This window comes from Streptococcus halotolerans, from assembly GCF_001598035.1.
Taxonomy (GTDB): Bacteria; Bacillota; Bacilli; order Lactobacillales; family Streptococcaceae; genus Streptococcus; species Streptococcus halotolerans.
Window position 1 is genome coordinate 920,204 of record NZ_CP014835.1, and the last position, 22,565, is coordinate 942,768.

Genomic DNA, 22,565 nt, shown 5'->3' on the forward strand with positions numbered 1-22,565 from the left:
AGGTTATGAGTCAGCCCAACCAGTCAAATCTCATGAAACGGCATTCCCCTGTGCACCACTTTCTCGGATAACGTCTAGGAACACCCCCTGACAAAAAATAAAAAAACGAACAAAATAGCATTCTGTTTAACAGAAAAAACTATCTCGTTCATTTGTTATCATCTTATCAACTTCATAAGCATAGCTAGTAAAGAATCTCTAAAATGAAACACTTTTAGTATAGACTATTTTGGCAAGAGTGCATTACTCGGTCTTTTTATTTTTCTTAATGACGGCTAGTCCTACTACGAGTGATAAGATACCTGACCAGAATCCTGTCGCTGAAGACTCGCTACCTGTTTTTGGTAGGTCTTTCTGACGCTCTGTGTTTATTGATCCTAACTCGTCTTGCGGTTGTGACGGTTCACTTACTTTTAGCGTCTCTAAATCTTTGGATTCCTGAATAGAACTTGACGGTAACGGTTTTTGAGGATCTGTCTGCCATCTTGGTTGTGAATCGTCTGGAGTCTCCGATAACTCTAGGACTTCTTGGTAAACATAGGTAACAATCAGGGTAGTATTTCCTACCACGTGACCAGTTGTAGGAGCTGATGATACTAAATGACTATTGTCATCTACCTCTCCAACCTTGTAAGTTCCCGCTGGGACCAATTTGTAAGTTTTGCCATCATAGCCCACAATCGTCTGTGTTTTATGTTCGGATTTTTCCGCATCATAGGCAGTATCGACCGCTGCATTATAGTGAACAAGGGCATTGTCTTTCAATATACGATCGTTAATATCACGATATTCAATAATGACTGACCCTTTGACAATCTTTTCTCCACTCGGTGGTACCTGCACATCTTCTTTTGCAATCCGCAAAACAGTTGCGGTCAGTGGCGCAAGGGTCAAACCATTTTGGGTGATCTGTACACCCTCTGGTACTTGAATAGCTTTAGTACCTGCTTGGTTACCATCTGCTAGCACGGCTGCAGCCTTCAGAGATTGGCCAACTGTAAAGTTACGCGCCTTAGTATCGGCATTGACAAAGACCAGATAGACATCGCCATTGCTTGCAACAGTCTGGTAACCTAAAACGAGGTCTTCTTTTTCGACACCGTCTTTGCCTGCTTCTGTCAGCAAGGTCACCCGTTTGTCCACTTCCTCTTTTGATGGGAGTTTGAAGGCATCTGTTGATTTCCGAAGAGCAATCAAGCCTGCTGTATAGGCACGACTTTTTGTATGTTCAGGATAAGCTGTACTGTCTGTCGCCTTGCTCCAGTCAAAATGATTGACCGCATCGCTCGAATCATAGGAATCATGAATAAAATATGGATAATCAAATGGACTACCATCTTCATTAGTCAAAAGGTGAGACTTATTTGGCACCTTATCCTCTGAAACAGGTGTGCGATAGTCTGGATGACGGAATTGCTTGGTTCGACCGTATTCTTGACCTGAATGGATAAATGGTGTCCCTTGAGAGGTCAAGACCAGGAGATTCCCCAGGCGGAGTCGACGATGAATCTCCTTCTCATTTTCTGGCTTAGCAGGATCTTTTTTGATAGATTGGGCGATAATATCAAACAAGGTCAGATTGTCGTGCGCTGCGATATACTGGATGACATCACCAGGATCATCTGCTTCAAAGTTCGTTGGTTGTGCCTTGATATTACGGAAGATTTTTTCGATATCCTGCTTACCATTTGTGATAAAGGCAGGCGTACCTTCATTAGGGTAACCTGATTTCATCGTATTGCGAATATCGTCTGAAAATACTGCCGCAGAATTAGTGGATTTCATCCAAGACTGATCTGCTGGCTGGACAGGTTTATTTTCATCACCTGAATAAGTCACCCAACCCTCACCTAACATCATCAGATTTGGATTGAGTTTTCTCGCCGCATCATAAGCTTTTTGAATGGTTTCAGCATCATGATCTCCCATTAAGTCAAAACGGAAACCATCCACTTTATATTCGTCAGTTAGGTATTTAATCGAGTCCACCAAAACCCGACGGCTCATATAGTGAGTCGTTCCCAAACGACCGCCTCCATAACTGGTTCTTGGAGTACCATCGGCATCCATAAAGTGATAATAATTTGGCTCTAAATCCTCAAAAATAGCTGTTTTCGCCGTATGATTATAGACGACATCCAAGATGACTCCCATACCACGCTTGTGAATTTCATTGACCAGTTCTTTAAATTCTGCAATGCGCGCACTCGGATCAGTCGGATTACTTGAATACATACCTGTTAGAGAGAAATAATTTTGCGGATCATAGCCCCAGTTATAATTGCTGTTGCTGGAAGCATACTCATCCATCCGCTCTGCATTTTTGAGTTCATTGACATAGTAATAACTAAGGACAGGCAGCAACTGAATGTGGGTCACGCCCAAATGTTTTAGGTAATCCAATTTCTCCACAAAAGCTGAGAAAGTTCCAAACTGTGACTTCAAATTAGTTGCAATCGCTTGATCAGATGTAAAATCACGAACATTGGTCTCATAAATCACCGCATCTTTGCGGTCTTTAAAGCCTGGAATAGTAGCATAAGTCAAATCTTTTGGTCCGACTTCTGCTGGGTTTATAAAGGCTGCTTTGGCTATCTTATAAGAGGGATCTTTCTCTGCTAAATCGCTATTCCAAGCCGCTAAAGACTTGGCATAAGGATCCAAAGTTAAGACAGACTTATCACCTCGCTTAATGTCATAATGGTAGTAATAGCTGCGATAGTCCGTAATACCTAAACCACTATTGCTTGTCAAAGTCGCGTTCCAAGTACCTTTTTCCCCCTTAACCATGGCTACTCGTCCGACAACCTTGCTCTGGTCCACCTTATCATAGACCACTAGTGAGACCTGATCTGCACTTGGTGACCACACGGTAACTGCCACTTTCTGACCATTTTCCGTCACACGAGCTCCTAGCTCACCGTCAAATTGATAGAGGCTATCTTTTAACTGCCAATTGATGCCTGTCTTAAATTGCTCACTGCCGTAAGTTATGGTATAAGGTGCATCTGCCTGCCCAAATTCTCCCTGAAGAATCACTTTTTTTGCCTTGTTATCTAAGATAAGGTCCTTGATTGATACAGGCTGATTGTCCTTATTTTTGACCTGCATATTCTTTAAAATAGCTTCTTTTTTGAGATTTTCAAAGTTAGTAAAGGTCGTCTCAATCTCAGTTAAGCTAACATGCTGCGCTCCAGTCATGCGGATATCATTCACGAAATAAGGATTGGTATAAATCGTAGGATCGACATCTCTCAAGAAAAGCTGACGATGGTTTTTCAAATCTGTAAAATGATAATCATTTGGTTGAATCTTCACGTCATCGCCTGATTTGCTCTCATCTAGTAATAAAAAGCCGATTGATTTAGCTAGATCAGCTAATTTGACATCAACATAAGCCCCATACTTCCCCTGCTTGGCAAAATCAATCCCGTTAGGCCAGTCTGTCGTAGGCTGTTCAACATCTCCCCACAACCACAAGGATTTACGGTCATAATTCTTGTCTGAACGCAGGTAATTAATCCGCACCATCCCTTCTGCGATTGGCTCATAAGGGTAGGCTTTATACTTTTCATCAAGCCAGACTTCATTCATCTTAGGACTAATGAGATCAACACTCTTATCTCCTGTCAGGTTGTCACCCGCCGTATTATTGATTAAAAAGCTAATTTTTTCTCGTTTTTCTGCCGATAGTGGTACATCTAAGTAATGCCCGTAGTCATCCGTCTTAGCTTCTGAAAAGCTGGTTGCCCCTGTGGGCCAAGAACCTTTCTGGCTAGATGGTTGCTCCACATCGTCCCATGTCCACAGACCAAGGCTGGCTGGATTATCAGATGGTAATTTCTTGAAATGCATACGGATAGAACCTTCTTGGACCTTATCAGCGGTTGCTAAAGTTTCTTCCTGAGTTGCAGAGGCCTTTACTGTATCAGTTTTTTCTTCTGGCTGTGTCAATACTGCTTGATCAGAAGTATTATTGATGTTCCTTGTCGTCTCTTCAGGTAGAGGCTCTACCACCTCCTTATCTCCTGTCTGATCAGGGCTTCCTGCTGTATCCTCAGCAGCTACCGAGGATTCTACCTGTAGATTGGTGTTAGCTACAGCTGGTTCTTCCGCCTGGACAACCTGTCCACCAAAAGCACAAAAACTGACCGACAAAAGAACTGAGGCAGTCCCACATTTTAACGTCCGCAAGCCAAAATGCTGCCGTTCCTTGCTAAATGTTTCTTGTTTCATTCAGAAACCTCCAAAAATAATATCTGTGCAAGCGCTTGCTTTACTCGTTTATTATACTCTTTATCTCAGATGATGTAAAGGCTTTCATTTAAACCTATAAAAAGGTGTACGGATAAATTTTTTAGCCAATGGATATAAAAACATCACGATCTGATCGTCTCGTGATGTTCTGTTAATCTTATTTAGTCTTGGTAGGCTTGGTCCAATTTTTTCAGGAGTTTATCTTTTTCTTCTTCCGTTGTGAAGCTGGCCCTAATAGCATTCTGGTTAAAGTGATAAAAGTCTGTCTTGCTAGTGTTAAAATGCTCAACAAACAGAGCATACTCCTTGGTTAAATTGGTGTCTGATACCGTGCGATTATCCGTGTTAATCGTGATATTGGCCCCCAGGTCATAGAGGGCTTGGTAAGGGAAATCTGCCAGCGTTTGAGCTGCTCTTGTCTGCAAGTTACTCGTCAAACACATCTCAACCGTCGTACCAGATTGGACAAGGGTTTCCATTACTTGACGATCTTTCAAAAGAGCTGTTCCGTGACCAATCCGAGAAATACCAAGTTGCATAGCATGAGCGACATTGGCAACACATCCACATTCTCCGGCGTGAAAGGTTAGGGGCAAACCAAGTGTCTGCGTCTCCTTAATCGCTTCTTCCAGTGCTTGGGTCGGAAAATCTGCTTCATTTCCTGCAAAGTCAAATCCCGCCAAACCCTCTCGGGCTAGGCTTGCAACTTCTTTAAAGATTGCCTGTGTCTGTTCGGGTGGGCTTTGTTTCAAGCCACAGACCAAGACTTTAGCAACAATTCCAAACTCTGCTTCTGCTTCTTTGAGGCCTTCCAAAACTGCTTCAACCGTCTCTAAGGCAGTTAGTCCTTGATCCCTAGACAATTCAGGGGCAAAGCGAATTTCCATATAGAGAACATTCTCTTGTGCCGCTTGAGCTGCCACATCATAGGCAGCTAGCCGAAGCGCTTCCTTAGTCTGGAGTAAGGGACGAATAAAATCGAACACAGTCAGGTAATCCAGCAGAGATTCCGTCTGCTTTGGTGCTGTCACTAGGGCCCTTAACTCCTCATCATGAGGAGGCAAAGAAATCTGTGCCATCTCTGCCAATTGTCGAATGGTCCCTAGAGATAAAGAACCATCTAAATGGCAATGAAGTTCTGTTTTCACTAATGTATGGAGCATTGTTTCCTTCATTTGTCACCTCTATATTTGTTTATTTTTTTCTATCATACCACATTTAAATTAAATTTCAATAAAAAACAAGTAAGATTTCGTGTTATTTATATTAATTTATACTTACTTTCAAAAAAACTATAAGAATTACTCTATCAACACTCATCACTTAAAAAAAGTGGCGTTTTTCTAATATTTAATCCAAGCAAACACATCATAAATACTCTAAAATTTATAATCCATTAAACGCATTAAAATAAATATCAAGATAAAAAGGCTTCCTCCAAGAGACGGGACCAGTACATTATCCTAGGTCATGAGTGACTTACCTTCCTAGCCATTGGTAAGACTCCTTACTTCCGTGCTAAAAGCAGCTAGTAGCCAACTTTTTGAGGCTTAGTAACATCTCTAGAAAATCAGTCTACGCTGCATTGGTCTGACGTAAAACTGTCTGTTCTATAATGAAATCCTACCACTTTGATCTAAGATCGGAATGGTGTATTCACTAGATTTTCAGAACATCTCCCAAAATAGCATGACCTAATTGTGATGCCGTTTCGCTCTGTTCTTGCTTCATGTGACGATAACATGATATTCAGATGTCCTTGCTTGCTTTTCGAAAATCAGAGGGTTTTCTTAAAAAAACTTATAAAAAAACGTTGTAATCTTAGCTTCTTACAACGTTTTTACATCATGATGTTAAGGATAAGCTTAACAATTAAGGGCATGATCAGCACCGTATAGAGGGTACGACAAATTTGAATGGTTGCAATCTTGGGCATATCTCCGCCTAAATCGCCAGCCAAGAGCGACATGTCTGTTGCACCTGCTGGAGAGGAGGCAAAGAGTGCCGACTGCACATCTAGCAGACCTGTTTTCGCTATCCACTTACCAAAGAAAACATTGATGACTAAATAACTTCCTAAAAGTAACAAAATAGGAATGACAAGTGTGCCCATGTGAAGAAGGCTATCGTGTGAAAAACTAGTTCCGATAAGCGATCCTGCAAGCACTTGCGCAGCGAAGCGATAGTTTCTAGGTAATGGTTGGGTATTTCGTGTCATTTTTAAGATTGACGATACAAGGACAGAGCCAATTAAAGCTCCCACCGGTAAGCCTAACCAGAGACCAAACACCCCACCAAGCGTTGACAGAATCAAAATCAAGCCATCATTGTGCCAAAAACGCGGTTTCGCCCTCTCTCTTTCTTTTTTAATAGAAACTATTTGCGATGCACGCGCAGTCGAAGAACCTGTCTTGTTGCCAATTCGTTTTGTCCAATAAGAAACCCATGCTGGTAAAATGAGCATCATGCCAACGAAGCGAGCCGTTTGAAGGGTTGCCACAACATCAGGCTCTGCACCCATATCAATACTCATCAGAGACACGTCCATAATGCCACCGGGAAGACAACTCAAGAGGGCCGTTGCGGCATCAAATTTAAAAAACACTATCAAACTAAAACCCACTATAAGCATATTCAGTGTAAAGATAAGCATTAGGGTAATAATCAATGGGCCAAGTTTGGGCAAGTGTTTAAGGTCACTTTTGGTAATATTTTGCCCAATATAAGCGCCACTGACAAGCTGAGCAATAATTTTAAAACTAGAAGACAGTTCTATATCGCCATATAAAATCGAAAAAATACCTACTGAAAGCATACTGCCAAGCATAAAAGGTGCTGGAAAGCGCAGGATTTTCCCAATAAAACCTCCTAATAAACCAATGAAAAGGGTTATCAACACTATCATCATACGATCTTCTTTCTAAACTACTCCTTTTATTTTATCACCTTTCAGCTGTTGTGACTTCTACTTTTGCAGCGTCAATTGTCTTTCTATTGTTCTTTCCTTTTATTCCTGAAAAGTTCCAACATCTGAAGTGTTATAATGGAGACAAATGATTTGAACGGTTAGGAGAAGGAATGGTCAATCATCAGATTTCTAGAGTTTTTCCCTTTGACATTGCCAATATGGCTAAGGTGGAAGACCTTTTAAGAAAAGAAAATATTCGCCTCGATCAAAACCTAGACTACACCTGTGCTATTTTTAATGACGATAATCACGTCATCGCAACAGGTTCTTATTTTGGTAACAGCCTGCGTTGTCTTTGTGTTTCCAGTGATTATCAAGGTGAAGGCTTACTCAACAGCATCGTCAGCCATCTGATTGCGGAAGAATATGCCATTGGCAATTTCCATCTTTTCGTCTACACCAAAACTTGCTCAAGCAAATTTTTCAAAGATTTAGGATTCACTGAGATCGCCCGCATTGATGGTAAGATTAGCTTTTTAGAAAACAAAAAGACAGGATTCCAAGATTATTTATCCTCTTTGGAGGGGCCTATGGAAGATTCTGATAAGATAGCCGCCCTTGTTATTAACGCCAATCCCTTTACACTCGGTCATCAATACCTGGTAGAAAAAGCTGCCGCAGAAAACGATTTGGTCCATCTGTTTATGGTTAGCGAGGATAAGAGTCTTATCCCTTTCTCAGTTCGTCAAAAACTCATCCTATCTGGATTGTCGCATTTGAACAATATCATTTTCCACGAAACTGGGCCTTATCTGATTAGCCAAGCTACCTTTCCCAGCTATTTCCAAAAAGAAGTCAGTCAAGTGATTGAAAGTCAAGCCTTGTTAGACACCGAGATCTTTTTAAGCATTGCTAAAAGATTATGCATTACGAAACGCTATGTCGGGGAAGAACCAAGCAGTCAAGTTACTGCTATCTACAATGACATCATGGTGCAGCAATTAGCACAGCATCAGATTGACCTTGTTGTTGTACCGCGAAAAATGACAAGCAATCAAGAACAATTCATCAGTGCTTCAACAGCTCGATTAGCTCTCAAAGAAGACAATTGGCAACTGCTGGAAACACTTGTTCCTAAAACGACGCTTGATTTTTTTCAATCCGACCAAGCGAAAGCTATTATTGATACGATCAAAAAAGCAGACAATGTCGTGCATTACTAAAAAACAGCTTCATCATATCTCTTGTGGGGAGATCCCCTCCAAGGATGATGAGGCTGTTTGCTATATATCCTAAAAGTTTCATTAGACTGATTCTGACGAGCAACTCAATAATGACAGATCAGAGAGACTTCTTGACACTCCTTAAAAAGGCGACAGAAAGCCAGTTATCGACTCAAAGCCATGATGACAACAAGCACCGGCAAAGTATTCTTTGATAGGACGTCTCTAATCTATCAAGTCATGAAATGGCATTGACGGATTCTCCATAGAAACAGCCGTCAAGCATCTAAAACGCGATTTTATCCCCTAATACTGCCATTAGTGAAGAACAGAAACGCAGGCTTGCTTCGATGTGGTGTGCTCTTACGAGATCATCTGCTCTTTCATTATCAAAAGCAACTTTTTAACAATCGTTAACATCTAATATTGCCAATGCTCGCCAACTGCCTGATACTAGCACTCAATAATAAGTCGCTAATTCAGTCATCAAAAACATTTGGCTTTTCAACCTTTAAACTGATGGAACCATAACTTTAGTCGTCTTAAGACTAATCAAAGCTGAAGACGCTCTTGGGGCATGTCTAAGAGTAAAAGACAGCTACTATGCTGACAGTTTGCATTTTTTGAAACGTAACTCCCTTCGATGCCTATGATGCTACCTGACAAAGGATGACTCAGTTCGCGAAACAAACTCCTAGACTTCCTGGCGACAGCAAAAAACACAATGATTTCACTATTGATAAATCAAAGATTGAAATCATTGTGTCCGGTCTTTAAAAACCAGTCTTTGTTTGGAAATTCGGCTAATTATGAGAAAGGATTAAGACGCGATTTCTTCAAGTGTCTGAATGTTAACGCGAACAGTGCTACCATCTGTTTTGGTCAACTGAACCACTGAATTACCAGGATATGAGAAGTTTTCCATGCTGACGCCATATTTAAGCGCAATTTTTAGAAGTTTATCTTCAAAAGTATCAGGATCCATCCCGTACTGTTGCGCATGTTGACGTAGAGCCAAGTCAAACTCATCTAGTTCTTCACTATCATCTTCTGCTTCTGCATTAGCATCAGTTTCAGAACTTGCTTGGTCATTCGTTTCTTGCTCATTGGTCTTAGCGTCAGTTTCTGTTGTTGGCGCCTCGTTTTCACTGGTATCGGTTTTACCGTGATCGCTATCGTCTCCCCAACCATCTTCTTTTGGAAGCTCATCTCTATGCTGCATATAGTATTTTATCGTTGAAAAGAGATCAGACAAGCTGTAACCTTCTGGAGCTTCCCAACCATTTCCACCATCAAACCAATGCAATGGCACATTGTGATAATGATCAAGGTGAGGAACAATCAGGTATTTATTCTCGTAACCAACAGCATAAGCCATATGAGCCCTAATTTGATCTAATGGAACAATTTTTTTAGGAGTTGCTTCTTCAAAGAGTTCATGTGCCAGTTTTTTGACTTCTTTCTTACTTGCTTGTTTATCTGACTTCTTAGGCGTTTCCTTTTTATCAGCTTTATCAGCATCCTTGGCGATTTGGGCATCATTACCCCATTCTTTCACTTTTGGACGTTTTTCAGGGTGCATCATATAGTATTTAGCCGTTGCCAGGTAATCTTCAAGGCTATAAGTCTTATCGAAGTCTTTTAGAATATTTGGATCTTCATCGAACCAATCTAACTTGACATAATGGTAATGATTTTTATGAGGAATGACAAAGGTACCATCACGATATTGTGTTGCTTGAGCGATTCCATAAATCAAATCGTCTGGATCAACAATCGCTTTAGGTTCAATGGCTTCATAAATTTCTTTTGTTTTTCTAACCTTGTTTACTTCATCTGAAGAGCCTGATTCTTCCTCTTTGGAAGCAAGGAAGTCTTCTGCAGCTTTTAATTCTTCTTTAGAAAGATCTTTCTTGGGAACCCAATGCTCATGTGTCATATGAGGAATGACATAACCACTACCAGCATCTTCCTTAATGTCTTTGGCATCAAAGATATAGCCATCAGAAGTGGTGTATTTTCCTGCTGCTTTGGCTGCTGCTATTTCTTCTGGACTGTAAACAATCTGGCTATTTGGTTTGCCCTTGCGTTCCTCTTTAGGCGTAACATGATGTGCTTCCTCTTCGGCTGAAACAATTGGCTTAATAGGCTTGGTGCTATCTGTTTTTGATGGATTTGGTTTCGAACTTTGAGAAGCTGTATCTTCTTTCTTAGGATCTGTTGATGACGGTGTGTCTTCTTTCTTAGGATCTGTCGATGGTGCTGTGTCTTCTTTCTTAGGATCTGTCGATGGCGTTGCATCATCTTTCTTAGGATCTGTCGATGGCGTTGCATCATCTTTCTTAGGACTTGTTGGTTTTGAGCTAGGTTTAGCATCGTCTTTCTTAGGACTTGTTGGTTTTGAGCTAGGTTTAGCATCATCTTTCTTATCCGTTAGCCCTTCAATGGTAATCCCATGATAGATAGCAACTTGTTTTGTCGTTTCTAGTTCCAAAGGAGACATGTCTTTATAATGGATAAAGTGGAAATGGTTACCATGTGGAACAGAAACCCCTGTCTTAGTAAAGCTTGTAATCTTAGCTGGATCATAAACCAATCCATCGCTTTCCACATGTCTTTCTGATAATGACTGGGCATAGAGGCGTTTTAAAATCTTGTCCAAGACTGATTCTTTCACTACTGAATCTGGCTTTTCAGACTTTGTGATTTTTGGTTTTGAGACAGTCGCCCCAGCATTTGGCTTCGTTATTTGAGAAGTATTTGGCTTAGCTGATGATGAAGGGGCAGCTGCCTGGTGATCGTTGTGATAACTTGGGGCCTTCTGCTTGGTCTTGTGAGCAGGTGCTGCGGCTGAAATAGGTGTCTTAGAGCTGTGATTGCTATTTGATTTTCCTGATTTCTTATTCCAGTAAGACTGCGCAGCAGCTAATTCACCAGCTGATAAATCTGCCTTGGGAATATAGTGGAAATGATTTCCATGAGGTACAATAAACGCATCGCCAGTATCTTCTACGACATCTGTCGGACTGAAAATGTAACCATCATCAGTCGTATAACGACCATCCTTCTTAGCTGCTTTAATCGCTTTTGCCTTCTCAGGAGATCCAGCATTTGAAGAAGAATGACGACCATGTTTACCGCCATGTTGTTTAGCTTCTAAAGTCCCTTTTTCGACTTGTTGGGCAATTTGTTCCTTAGTACGAAGATTGGTTCGCTTGCTACCTTCTTTAAGATAGAGGTAATACTTCCCATTAACTTTAATGATGTAGCCATCTTTAACTTCATTGACAACGTCTGACTCATTAAAAACATAATTAGGGTCTTTCATCATCAACTCTTCGCTAATTAAGGCATTATAAGGAACTTTACCATTGTAGTAATGATAATGGTCACCATGTGAGGTAACGTAGCCTTTATCCGTGATTTTTACCACGATTTGTTCAGCTGTGATGCCTTCTTCATTACTGATCTGTTCTGGGGACTTGTCTGCCTTCTGCTTAGCTATCTTGCTCTTGTTTGCTTTAGAATCATTAACATAAGCGACCTGATTATCGTGTTTTTGTTCAGCTTGATATCGTCCCAATTGATAACTAGAGACGCTCGCCAATAAAGCAACGGCTGCTGCAGCAGTCAGCACTTGTTTCTGTTTCATATTAACCTCCTGTTTATTTCAGTTCTTGATAAAGAATGTCTAAATTTGCCTTAATATTGTCAAGGTAAGTCCGATTATTTTTAGGATCAGCTTCCAAGGGACTAAGCATTTTTAGCTTAGCACCAGTTGATTTTGCAACTGTCTGGGCAATCTTAGGAGACACATTTGATTCAACAAAAATCGTTTTAACCTTATAAGTATTGATAAAATCTCTTGTTTCCTTTAATTGTCGTGCTGTTGGTTCTTGTTCAGGGCTAATCCCAGCAATCCCTAACTGAGTTAATCCAAAACGCTTAGCCACGTACGAAAAGGCTGTGTGTTGCGTCACAAAGGTACGCGATGAAACGGTTTTAAACTTCTTCTCGTAATCTTTATAAATCTTGTTAGCCTCCTTACGAAAGCGGCTAGCATTTTTTTGATAAATGGCTTTGTGCTCAGGATCAACTTGACTTAATTTAGCGGCAATGACATCTGCTTCGTCAGCAGCAAGTAAAGGATCTGACCAAGTATGAGGGTCATAAAGAGTCGCAGGATCGATCCCCTTATCGGCTTTAATATCTTCCAAACCAGCCACTCGTTGCAATTTTAAGGTTTTACCAGCTTCTAGCACTTTCACATCAGAGTGATGACTGTTGGCATCTAAATCACCAGCCCAACTCTCTAGAGTATGAGAGTGGTAAACAAATAAATCAGCTTCATAGATAGCGGCAACATCATTTGGTGATGGTTCAAAACTATGAATACCTGCACTTGAGCGAATCATCCGGACATCGTTCAAGTCTCCCGAGACGTATTTCGTCATGGCATAAATGGGATAAAAACTAGTTACAATATGTAACCCTTTATCGTGGCTTTGCTTCTTAGAGTGACATCCAAAGAGACAAACTAAAGATAGGCAACAGATGATAAACACACCGAAACCTAAACGCTTTTTCTTCAAGATTAAACTCCTTTCCAAAAAATAAATAACTGTCATTATAATTAACTAGTTAACTATAAACTTAACTAGTTAATTATATGGTTTAAAAAAAGGTTTGTCAATCTTTTTTTTAAAAATCTTGATAACCTCTTTTTACTGATCGTTGACTATCACTGTCGTAAAGGCAGAATTTTCAGCACCAAAAAGCCGTATGACTTAATCAGATCATTGATCATCAGTCAAATGGAATCCATTAAAATATGGCATATTTAAGTCGGAACTCAACCTCTCTTCATTAACATCAGACATTGCTAACTTGATTTAGTGACCTTCAGTTCTATCGGCATAGGAGTCGATTAGTCTTCTTTTGATTGTCATTGCATATTAGAACACTATTGTCTAATGGCGATAATCTTCTTGACATCTTATTGTCTTATTCCTATTTCAATCACCCCTGTGCTCACCACCAGAAAATCAAAAAGCAAGAGAATTCATTCCCTTGCTTTTTTGGTATCTTCTAGAACGTTTGTCCTAAAGTCAACTATTAGTTTTTCTAATCACCATTATCGTGAATGGAATCCTAATTATTTTTGATCTTTTTTGCGTTTAGCAACGAGACCTGCTCCGAGAAGAAGTCCGAGACCTGCTAAAAGACCATTATTGGTTTCTTCACCAGTGTTTGGAAGTGTCTCAGCTGACTCTGATGATGAGTGAGATTGACTCGCTGAGGCATTTGCGCTCATTGAAGCACTCAAGCTGCTTGAAGTACTCATTGACATTGAGGTACTTGTTGAAGTTGAGAGACTCATACTCATTGAGCTTGATACACTTGTTGACATTGATGCACTTGTTGATTGACTTGCGCTCATTGAAGTTGAAGCTGATACAGACACACTATTCAATCCTGAGATTGAAGCTGATGTTGAGTCTGACAATGAGGCTGAGTCTGATGCAACGGCTGATAATGACGCACTCAAGCTAGTTGAAGCTGATTCTGAAAGTGAAGCATTCATTGAACGTGACATTGAGTCTGATGCTGATACTGAAGCTGACTCTAAATCGCGTGTTGAATCACTCAAGGATGCTGAAGCACTTGCTGAGCTTGATAATGAATCACGTGTTGAAGCACTTAGTGACAAGCTGTTGCTATCAACGTTTGAGTTGTTAGACAATGACAATGACGCTGAAAGTGATTCTGATGCTGACATTGAAGCACTTGCTGATTGGCTGTCACGAACTGAATCTGAAAGTGATTCTGATGCTGCAACTGACATTACCTTAGAATCTGAAGCGCTAGTTGAAGCTGACTTAGACTCTGAAGCTGAGTTGCTCAAGCTATCACGTGCTGAATCTGAAGCTGATGTTGACTCACTCAAGCGGTTTGATTCAGAAACTGAAGCACTTGCTGACGCTGAGTTGAAGCCTGACAATGATTGTGACAATGACTCTGAACTTGACGCATCTAGTTGTGAATCTGAAACAAGAGTTGATAGACTTGCTGAGAAGCTATCTGAAGTTGAAACAGAATTTGAAACTGATGTTGAAGTCGCTTTTGAAACAGAAGCTGAATCACTTGCACTCATGCTATCTGAAGCAGTTGAGTTTGAAGTTGATGCTGAGTCTGACAATGAGGCAGAGATTGATTCTGACAAATCAGTTGACTTACGGATTGATGCTGAATCTGCAGCACTTGTTGATTCAGAAGCTGACACTGACATTGACTTAGAGTCTGAGTCAGAAGCTGATGCTGATTGTGAAGCAGCTGCTGATACTGACTGACTTGCGCTCATTGAGCTTGAAGCTGACACAGACACACTGTTCAATCCTGAGATTGATGCTGAGGTTGAGTCTGACAATGACGCTGAATCTGAGGCAACGGCTGACAATGACTCACTCAAACTCATTGACGCTGAAACTGAAAGTGAAGCATTCATTGAACGTGAGTCTGATTCTGAAACAGATACTGAAGCTGACTCTAAATCGCGTGTTGAATCACTCATTGATGCTGAGTCTTTTACTGCATTTGATAATGAATCACGTGTTGAAGCACTTAGTGACAAGCTGTTGCTATCAACGTTTGAGTTATTAGACAATGACAATGACGCTGAAAGTGATTCTGATGCTGACATTGAAGCACTTGCTGATTGGCTGTCACGAACTGAATCTGAAAGTGATTCTGATGCTGCAACTGACATTACCTTAGAATCTGAAGCGCTAGTTGAAGCTGACTTAGACTCTGATGCTGAGTTGCTCAAGCTATCGCGTGCTGAAGCTGAAGCTGATGTTGACTCGCTCAAGCGGTTTGATTCAGAGACTGAAGCACTTGCTGACGCTGAGTTGAAGTCTGACAATGATTGTGACAATGACTCTGAACTTGACGCATCTAGTTGTGAATCTGAAACAAGAGTTGATAGGCTTGCTGAGAAGCTATCTGAAGTTGAAACAGAATTTGAAACTGATGTTGAAGCCGCTTTTGAAACAGAAGCCGAATCACTTGCACTCATGCTATCTGAAGCAGTTGAGTTTGAAGTTGAGGCTGAGTCTGACAATGAGGCAGAGATTGATTCTGACAAATCAGTTGACTTGCGAAGCGATACTGAATCTGCAGCACTTGCTGATTCAGAAGCTGAAACGGACATTGACTTATTGTCTGATTCAGAAGCTGAGGCTGATTGTGAAGCAGCTGCTGATACTGACTGACTTGCGCTCATTGAAGTTGAAGCTGACACAGACACACTGTTCAATCCTGAGATTGATGCTGAGGTTGAGTCTGACAATGAGGCTGAGTCTGATGCAACGGCTGATAATGACGCACTCAAGCTAGTTGAAGCTGATTCTGAAAGTGAAGCATTCATTGAACGTGACATTGAGTCTGATGCTGATACTGAAGCTGACTCTAAATCGCGTGTTGAATCACTCAAGGATGCTGAAGCACTTGCTGAGCTTGATAATGAATCACGTGTTGAAGCACTTAGTGACAAGCTGTTGCTATCAACGTTTGAGTTGTTAGACAATGACAATGACGCTGAAAGTGATTCTGATGCTGACATTGAAGCACTTGCTGATTGGCTGTCACGAACTGAATCTGAAAGTGATTCTGATGCTGCAACTGACATTACCTTAGAATCTGAAGCGCTAGTTGAAGCTGACTTAGACTCTGAAGCTGAGTTGCTCAAGCTATCACGTGCTGAATCTGAAGCTGATGTTGACTCACTCAAGCGGTTTGATTCAGAAACTGAAGCACTTGCTGACGCTGAGTTGAAGTCTGACAATGATTGTGACAATGACTCTGAATTTGACGCATCTAGTTGTGAATCAGAAACAACAGCTGATAGGCTTGCTGAGAAGCTATCTGAAGTTGAAACAGAATTTGAAACTGATGTTGAAGTCGCTTTTGAAACAGATTCTGAAGCACTTGCACTCATGCTATCTGAAGCAGTTGAGTTTGAAGTTGATGCTGAGTCTGACAATGAGGCAGAGATTGATTCTGACAAATCAGTTGACTTGCGAAGCGATACTGAATCTGCAGCACTTGTTGATTCAGAAGCTGAAACGGACATTGACTTATTGTCTGATTCAGAAGCTGAGGCTGATTGTGAAGCAGCTGCTGATACTGACTGACTTGCGCTCATTGAGCTTGATGCTGATACAGACACACTATTCAATCCTGAGATTGAAGCTGATGTTGAGTCTGACAATGACGCTGACTCTGAGGCAACTGCTGACAATGATTCATTCAAGCTTATTGAAGCTGATTCTGAAAGTGAAGCATTCATTGAACGTGACATTGAGTCTGATGCTGATACTGAAGCAGACTCTGAATTACGTGTTGAATCACTCATTGATGCTGAAGTACTTGCTGAGTTTGATAGTGAATCACGTGTTGAAGCACTTAGTGACAAGCTGTTGCTATCAACGTTTGAGTTGTTAGACAATGACAATGACGCTGAAAGTGATTCTGACACTGACATTGATGCACTTGCTGATTGGCTGTCACGAACTGAATCTGAAAGTGATTCTGATGCTGCAACTGACAGTGATTTAGAATCTGAAGCGCTAGTTGAAGCTGACTTAGACTCTGAAGCTGAGTTGCTCAAGCTATCATGTGCTGAAGCTGATGCTGATGTTGATTCACTCAAGCGGTTTGATTCAGAAACTGAAGCACTTGCTGACGCTGAGTTAAAGTCTGACAATGATTGTGACAATGACTCTGAACTTGACGCATCTAGTTGTGAATCAGAAACAACAGCTGATAGGCTTGCTGAGAAGCTATCTGAAGTTGAAATAGAATTTGAAACTGATGTTGAAGTCGCTTTTGAAACAGATTCTGAAGCACTTGCACTCATGCTATCTGAAACAGTTGAGTTTGAAGTTGATGCTGAGTCTGACAATGAGGCAGAGATTGATTCTGACAAATCAGTTGACTTGCGAAGCGATACTGAATCTGCAGCACTTGTTGATTCAGAAGCTGAAACGGACATTGACTTATTGTCTGATTCAGAAGCTGAGGCTGATTGTGAAGCAGCTGCTGATACTGACTGACTTGCGCTCATTGAGCTTGATGCTGATACAGACACACTATTCAATCCTGAGATTGAAGCTGATGTTGAGTCTGACAATGACGCTGACTCTGATGCAACTGCTGACAATGATTCATTCAAGCTTATTGAAGCTGATTCTGAAAGTGAAGCATTCATTGAACGTGACATTGAGTCTGATGCTGATACTGAAGCTGACTCTAAATCGCGTGTTGAATCACTCATTGATGCTGAGTCTTTGACTGCGTTTGATAGTGAATCACGTGTTGAAGCACTTACTGACAAGCTATCGCTATCAACGTTTGAGTTGTTTGATAATGACAATGAGGCTGACAGTGATTCTGACACTGACATTGATGCACTTGCTGATTGGCTGTCACGAACTGAATCTGAAAGTGATTCTGATGCTGCAACTGACAGTGATTTAGAATCTGAAGCGCTAGTTGAAGCTGACTTAGACTCTGAAGCTGAGTTGCTCAAGCTATCATGTGCTGAAGCTGATGCTGACGTTGACTCGCTCAAGCGGTTTGATTCAGAGACTGATGCACTTGCTGACGCTGAGTTGAAGTCTGACAATGATTGTGACAATGACTCTGAACTTGACGCATCTAGTTGTGAATCTGAAACAAGATCTGATAGGCTTTCTGAGAAGCTATCTGAAGTTGAAACAGAATTTGAAACTGAATCTGAAACCACTTTTGAAACAGATGCTGAATCACTTGTACTCATGCTATCTGAAACAGTTGAGTTTGACGTTGATGCTGAATCTGACAATGAGGCTGAGATTGATTCTGACAAATCAGTTGACTTGCGGAGTGATGCTGAATCTGCAGCACTTGTTGAGTCTGAAGCTGACACTGACAGTGACTTAGTGTCTGATTCAGAAGCTGAGGCTGATAAGGAACTATCCGTATTATCTATAATCTTAGGATCTACCAAGAATTTAGACTCAACCGTCTCAGTCGAACCGTCTTTATAAGTCACTTTAACAGGTACTGTAATGTCTTTACCTGCTTGATCATCTGTTGGCGTGAAGGTCACTTCTCCAGTCTTAGGATCAATACTTGCGCCTGGAACATTGCCCTCAATTTGGAACGGCTTATCTTCTGCCAATGGCACGTCTTTAGCATCAACTGACTTACCATCCTTATCAGTAAAGGTTGGGCTTACCTTAGTTGCTTCACCTGGTGTTGCAGGAGTCTCTTCATAATGTGGTTCATTTGCATCTGCATTTGTTCCTGGTTTTGCGCCAACTGTAATCTCAGTTGCTACAGTATCTGTTGTGCCATCTGCATAAGTTACCTTAACTGGTATTTTAACAGTTGTACCTGCCTGATCATCAGTCGGAGTAAAGATGATTTGGCCGGTATTTTGATCGATGGTTGCGCCTGGAACATTGCCCTCAATTTGGAACGGCTTATCTTCTGCCAATGGCACGGCTTTAGCATCAACTGACTTACCATCCTTATCAGTAAAGGTTGGACTTACTTCAGTTTTGTAGCCTGGCACTGTACCTGCATTTGGATATTGTGGCTCAAATGAATCAGCATTTGTTGCTGATTTTTCACCTACCGTGAAGACTGATTCTATAGTATCCGTTGTACCATCTTCATATGTTACTTTAACCGGTACTTTAACTGTGCTGCTTGCTTGATCACCGGTTGGGGTGAAAGTGATTTCTCCAGTTTGTGAATCAATAGTTACACCGTCTGGTGTGTTATTAGGATCAAGTTGGAAAGGATTTTCTTTTGCAAGAGGCACGTTTGCAGATGTAACTGTTCCACCATCTTTATCAGTAAATGTTGGACTTACCTTAGTTTCTTTACCTGGTGTTGCAGGTGTTTCCACATAAGAAGGCTCAAATGAATCAGCATTTGTTGCTGGTTTTTCACCTACCGTGAAGACTGATTCTGCAGTATCAGTTGTATCGTCTGCATAAGTCACCTTAACTGGTACTTTAACCGTGCTGTTTGCTTGATCATCTGTTGGGGTGAAGGTTACTTCCCCAGTCTTAGGATCAACTTTTGCACCATCTGGGGCACCCTCACCTAACTCATATTTGGTATCAGCTGGGGCATCTACTGGTGAACCTTTATCATCCTTAAATGTCGGTGTTGAACTTACTTCTGTTCCTGGTGTCGCATCTTTGGTTGGATACTCAGGAGTGAATTGGTCTGCCTGTTTCTTACCTTTTTCTGTAACAGTGAACTTAGCATTAACTGTATCTTTTGTACCATCTGCATACTTCACAACAACTGGTACTGTGATTTCTTTACCTGCATCACCTTCGCTTGTGCTATATTCAATTTCACCTGTTTTTGGATTTACAATTACGTCGGTTTTAGGGAAATCTTCTCCTACTTCACCAATATCAAATGGATTTTCTGCTAATGGAACTTTTGAGAAGTCGACTACTTTACCATCTTTACCGGTAAATGTTGGTGATACTGTTGCTGTGTTACCTTCTACAACGGTTGTATCTTTGTAAGCTGGTTCGTTGATAACATTATCGGCGATCGTGTTTTCATCAACAACTGCCGTGAATGAATCTAAGGCAAGCGCACTGTATAAATCATCTGTTTTTTGATTTGGCAAAAATACTGCTGATGTATATGTTGCATTCTTATCTAAGTTTTCTGGCACTTTAAATGGTACTGAAGAAAGTGTACCGTCTACATTAGACGTTTTTGTAACTGGATCACCTACTGGCTTACCATCTTTAAACCATTGAACTTGGTAGTCGCGTGATGGTAGTAAACCACCAGTTGTTGTTTCTGCAGTATCACCAGGAACTGCGAAATTCCTTACAGAGTCGTACATCAATACATCATGTATAGGCTGTGGTGCCAAAGCAATGAAATTTTGGTTAGGCGCATTGTAACCAGCTAATAACTTCGCATCAAACAAGTCTCCACCTGTTGCTGCTTTTGTAAACATGTTATTTTGGTAGTTATTGCTCCAGATCGCGTAGTTATCTATTAATGCACTTACATACATGTAGTCAGAGTTAATATGACTGTGTACTTTAGGGATAAGTAAGCCACCAGTCCATTGGGTTAATAAACTATGATTAACATCTGCATCTTCAAGCACTTTACCATATTGTTCATTAGTCGTTTTGTTACCTTGTCGATCAGCACTAATACCATATAAACCTTTGAATGGGATATAGTATGAACCATCTGATTCAACTGTACCTACTACTGTTTCAGCAATATGAGAACCTTTACCATGTTTCGCTTGATAAGCATTCACGATTTCTTGTTGCGCTGCTTTGAAATCATCTAATGTATAGTTAGGATTTTCTTTCTTCCATGCATCAAATTGACGTGTGATTTCATCATTTACGTATGACGCAATAACTTTAACGCCTGTTGCATTTACATCATTTGAGTCTTTTTTCCATGCACGTGAATCTGAACCAGCTGGGTCATTTGTTTCATACCAAACATTACCTGAAACTTTACCCATTAGCCCCTCTTTTGGCCAAATACCATCTGAATGTGGTGCTGTTGTCCATTGATCTTCTGGTTTCATTAACCAGTCGTTTTGACGTGGGATTTCTTGAACAAGTACTTGGCCATTAACGATACGGTTGATTCCAGCTGTGAAGTCCCAAGATTCATTTGTACGGTTTGTACGTGTATGGAAACCATATTTTTGGTCACCGTGTTTAATGACATTGTATTTTGATGGATCTGGATTTTCTACCCAAGTTCTTACAGCGAACTTACCATCACCTGCTAATTGGAATTGGTGTTCCTGACCAGTTTGATCAATTAATTTTTGTTTAAGATTAAAATAGTAAGTACCGTCTGGATTTGTTGTAGTGTAATAAACTGGAGATACAAATCCTTTACCATCTACCCATTGCAAGTAAACTTTTGTATTTGGTAGCGGTTCAGCATCTTTGGCATTAAAGTTGTTAATGTTTCCGCCTCGGTAAATCCAAGCTTTACCTTCATAACCCTGTGTTTGACCCTTTTCTCCTGGCGCATAGATTGCGTCTTTTTGAGCTGCTTGTTGCAACTCGCTGTCATAGGCACGAGTACCAGTTTTGATTGTAGCGTCATCAGGATTAGCTGCTGATCCATCTACAGCTGTTCCTTGCGTACTGCTACCAGCCGCTCTTTCACCAAATTTACCTGCGTAAGGTGCTACTGCACCTGCTTCAACACCACGCTTAGCGGCGTTTTCTGTTTCTGCCAAGGCACCGGCAGTTTCAGGTGCTGCAGCATTTCTTGCTACCAAAGCGCTAGGGGCTAGGTTAGAAGCTGCTTTTTCTGAAGTTGTCCCAGAAGGTACTGGAGTTTCAGTTACCGGAGCTTCAGTCTCTGGTTCTGGTTCAACATTTGGTACGGATACCTCAGCTTTTTCTGCTAGTTTTGATGCACTCTCAGCTGTTTTTGAAGCTGATGATGAGTCTTCCTTATCAGCTACTGTTGAATCGTCAGTTGCTGTCTCTGATGCTGCAGCTGATTCTGATGCTGATTCAGATAGTGAAGCTGCTTCTGATGCTGCACTTTCTGACTGGCTAACAGAGAGGCTCTCTTTGAGGCTTTCAGAAAGTGAAAGTGATGCTTCTTCAGATATGTTATCTACTGCAGCTTCTGAGTCATCTCCAACTACTGTGGTTTCTTGTGTTTCAATAACAGCAATATCTTCATTGTTATGAGATTCTTCATTTGAATCTCCTATCTCTTCTTCTGCTTGAACAACGGTATCAGCGACCATCGTGCCCCCACCGATTGCTCCTGCTGCTAGCAAGGCTTTAAGTGCTGTCATATTAGACGTTTGGATAGAATCAATATCCTTGATACGAACAGTTTGACTTGCTCCCTTACCTGCTACACGTAAAAGACTGAGTTGTGACATAACTGTCTTAACCCAGCTCTTACCGGACTTGTGCATTTTGACACGGCTCTTGCGATTTACCTCGTCGAATTCTTTATTAAATTGTTTGCGACGCATGTAATCCTCCTAAGTATGATAGATTCAGAACTCTCTCTTTAAAATGTCGGAATTCTCTGTTTTGAAGTATAACAAAAATCTGACAATTTTACTACCA

At 41.0% G+C, this 22,565-nt stretch carries 7 protein-coding genes; 1 reads left to right on the forward strand and 6 read right to left on the reverse strand.

All coding sequences use genetic code 11. From position 1 onward, the window contains the following. Positions 1-243 precede the first annotated feature (243 nt). The 3 genes from A2G56_RS04055 to A2G56_RS04065 all read right to left on the reverse strand — a co-directional run bounded on the left by A2G56_RS04055 (position 244) and on the right by A2G56_RS04065 (position 7,165). Positions 244-4,236, reverse strand: a complete 3,993-nt coding sequence (locus A2G56_RS04055; protein ID WP_062709401.1) for a pullulanase — start codon at positions 4,234-4,236, stop codon at positions 244-246. Positions 4,237-4,418: 182 nt separating this feature from the next. Next, entirely contained in the window at positions 4,419-5,432 is a 1,014-nt protein-coding gene (gene add / locus A2G56_RS04060; RefSeq protein WP_062709405.1) for an adenosine deaminase, read from the reverse strand. A gap of 665 nt (positions 5,433-6,097) precedes the next feature. Next, positions 6,098-7,165 carry an AbrB family transcriptional regulator gene (locus A2G56_RS04065; RefSeq protein WP_062709408.1) on the reverse strand — a complete coding sequence of 356 codons (1,068 nt, stop codon included), beginning with the start codon at positions 7,163-7,165 and terminating at the stop codon, positions 6,098-6,100. Between the two features lie 170 nt (positions 7,166-7,335). Between A2G56_RS04065 and citC the strand changes: the two genes are divergently transcribed. Next, positions 7,336-8,388 carry a [citrate (pro-3S)-lyase] ligase gene (gene citC / locus A2G56_RS04070; RefSeq protein WP_062709411.1) on the forward strand — a complete coding sequence of 351 codons (1,053 nt, stop codon included), beginning with the start codon at positions 7,336-7,338 and terminating at the stop codon, positions 8,386-8,388. A gap of 820 nt (positions 8,389-9,208) precedes the next feature. Here citC and A2G56_RS04075 read toward each other — a convergent pair. From A2G56_RS04075 to A2G56_RS04085, 3 genes are all read right to left on the reverse strand, one after another. After that, the gene (locus A2G56_RS04075) at positions 9,209-12,040 is read right to left on the reverse strand and encodes a pneumococcal-type histidine triad protein (RefSeq protein WP_062709414.1); all 2,832 of its coding nucleotides are present in this window, start codon (positions 12,038-12,040) and stop codon (positions 9,209-9,211) included. Positions 12,041-12,053: 13 nt separating this feature from the next. Continuing rightward, positions 12,054-13,016: a metal ABC transporter solute-binding protein, Zn/Mn family gene (locus A2G56_RS04080; protein WP_099091459.1), complete on the reverse strand. Its 963-nt coding sequence runs from the start codon at positions 13,014-13,016 to the stop codon at positions 12,054-12,056. A 527-nt stretch (positions 13,017-13,543) separates the two neighbouring features. Beyond that, on the reverse strand, positions 13,544-22,468 hold the full coding sequence (locus A2G56_RS04085; RefSeq protein ID WP_062709420.1) for a YPDG domain-containing protein: 8,925 nt from the start codon (positions 22,466-22,468) through the stop codon (positions 13,544-13,546). Positions 22,469-22,565 lie beyond the last annotated feature (97 nt).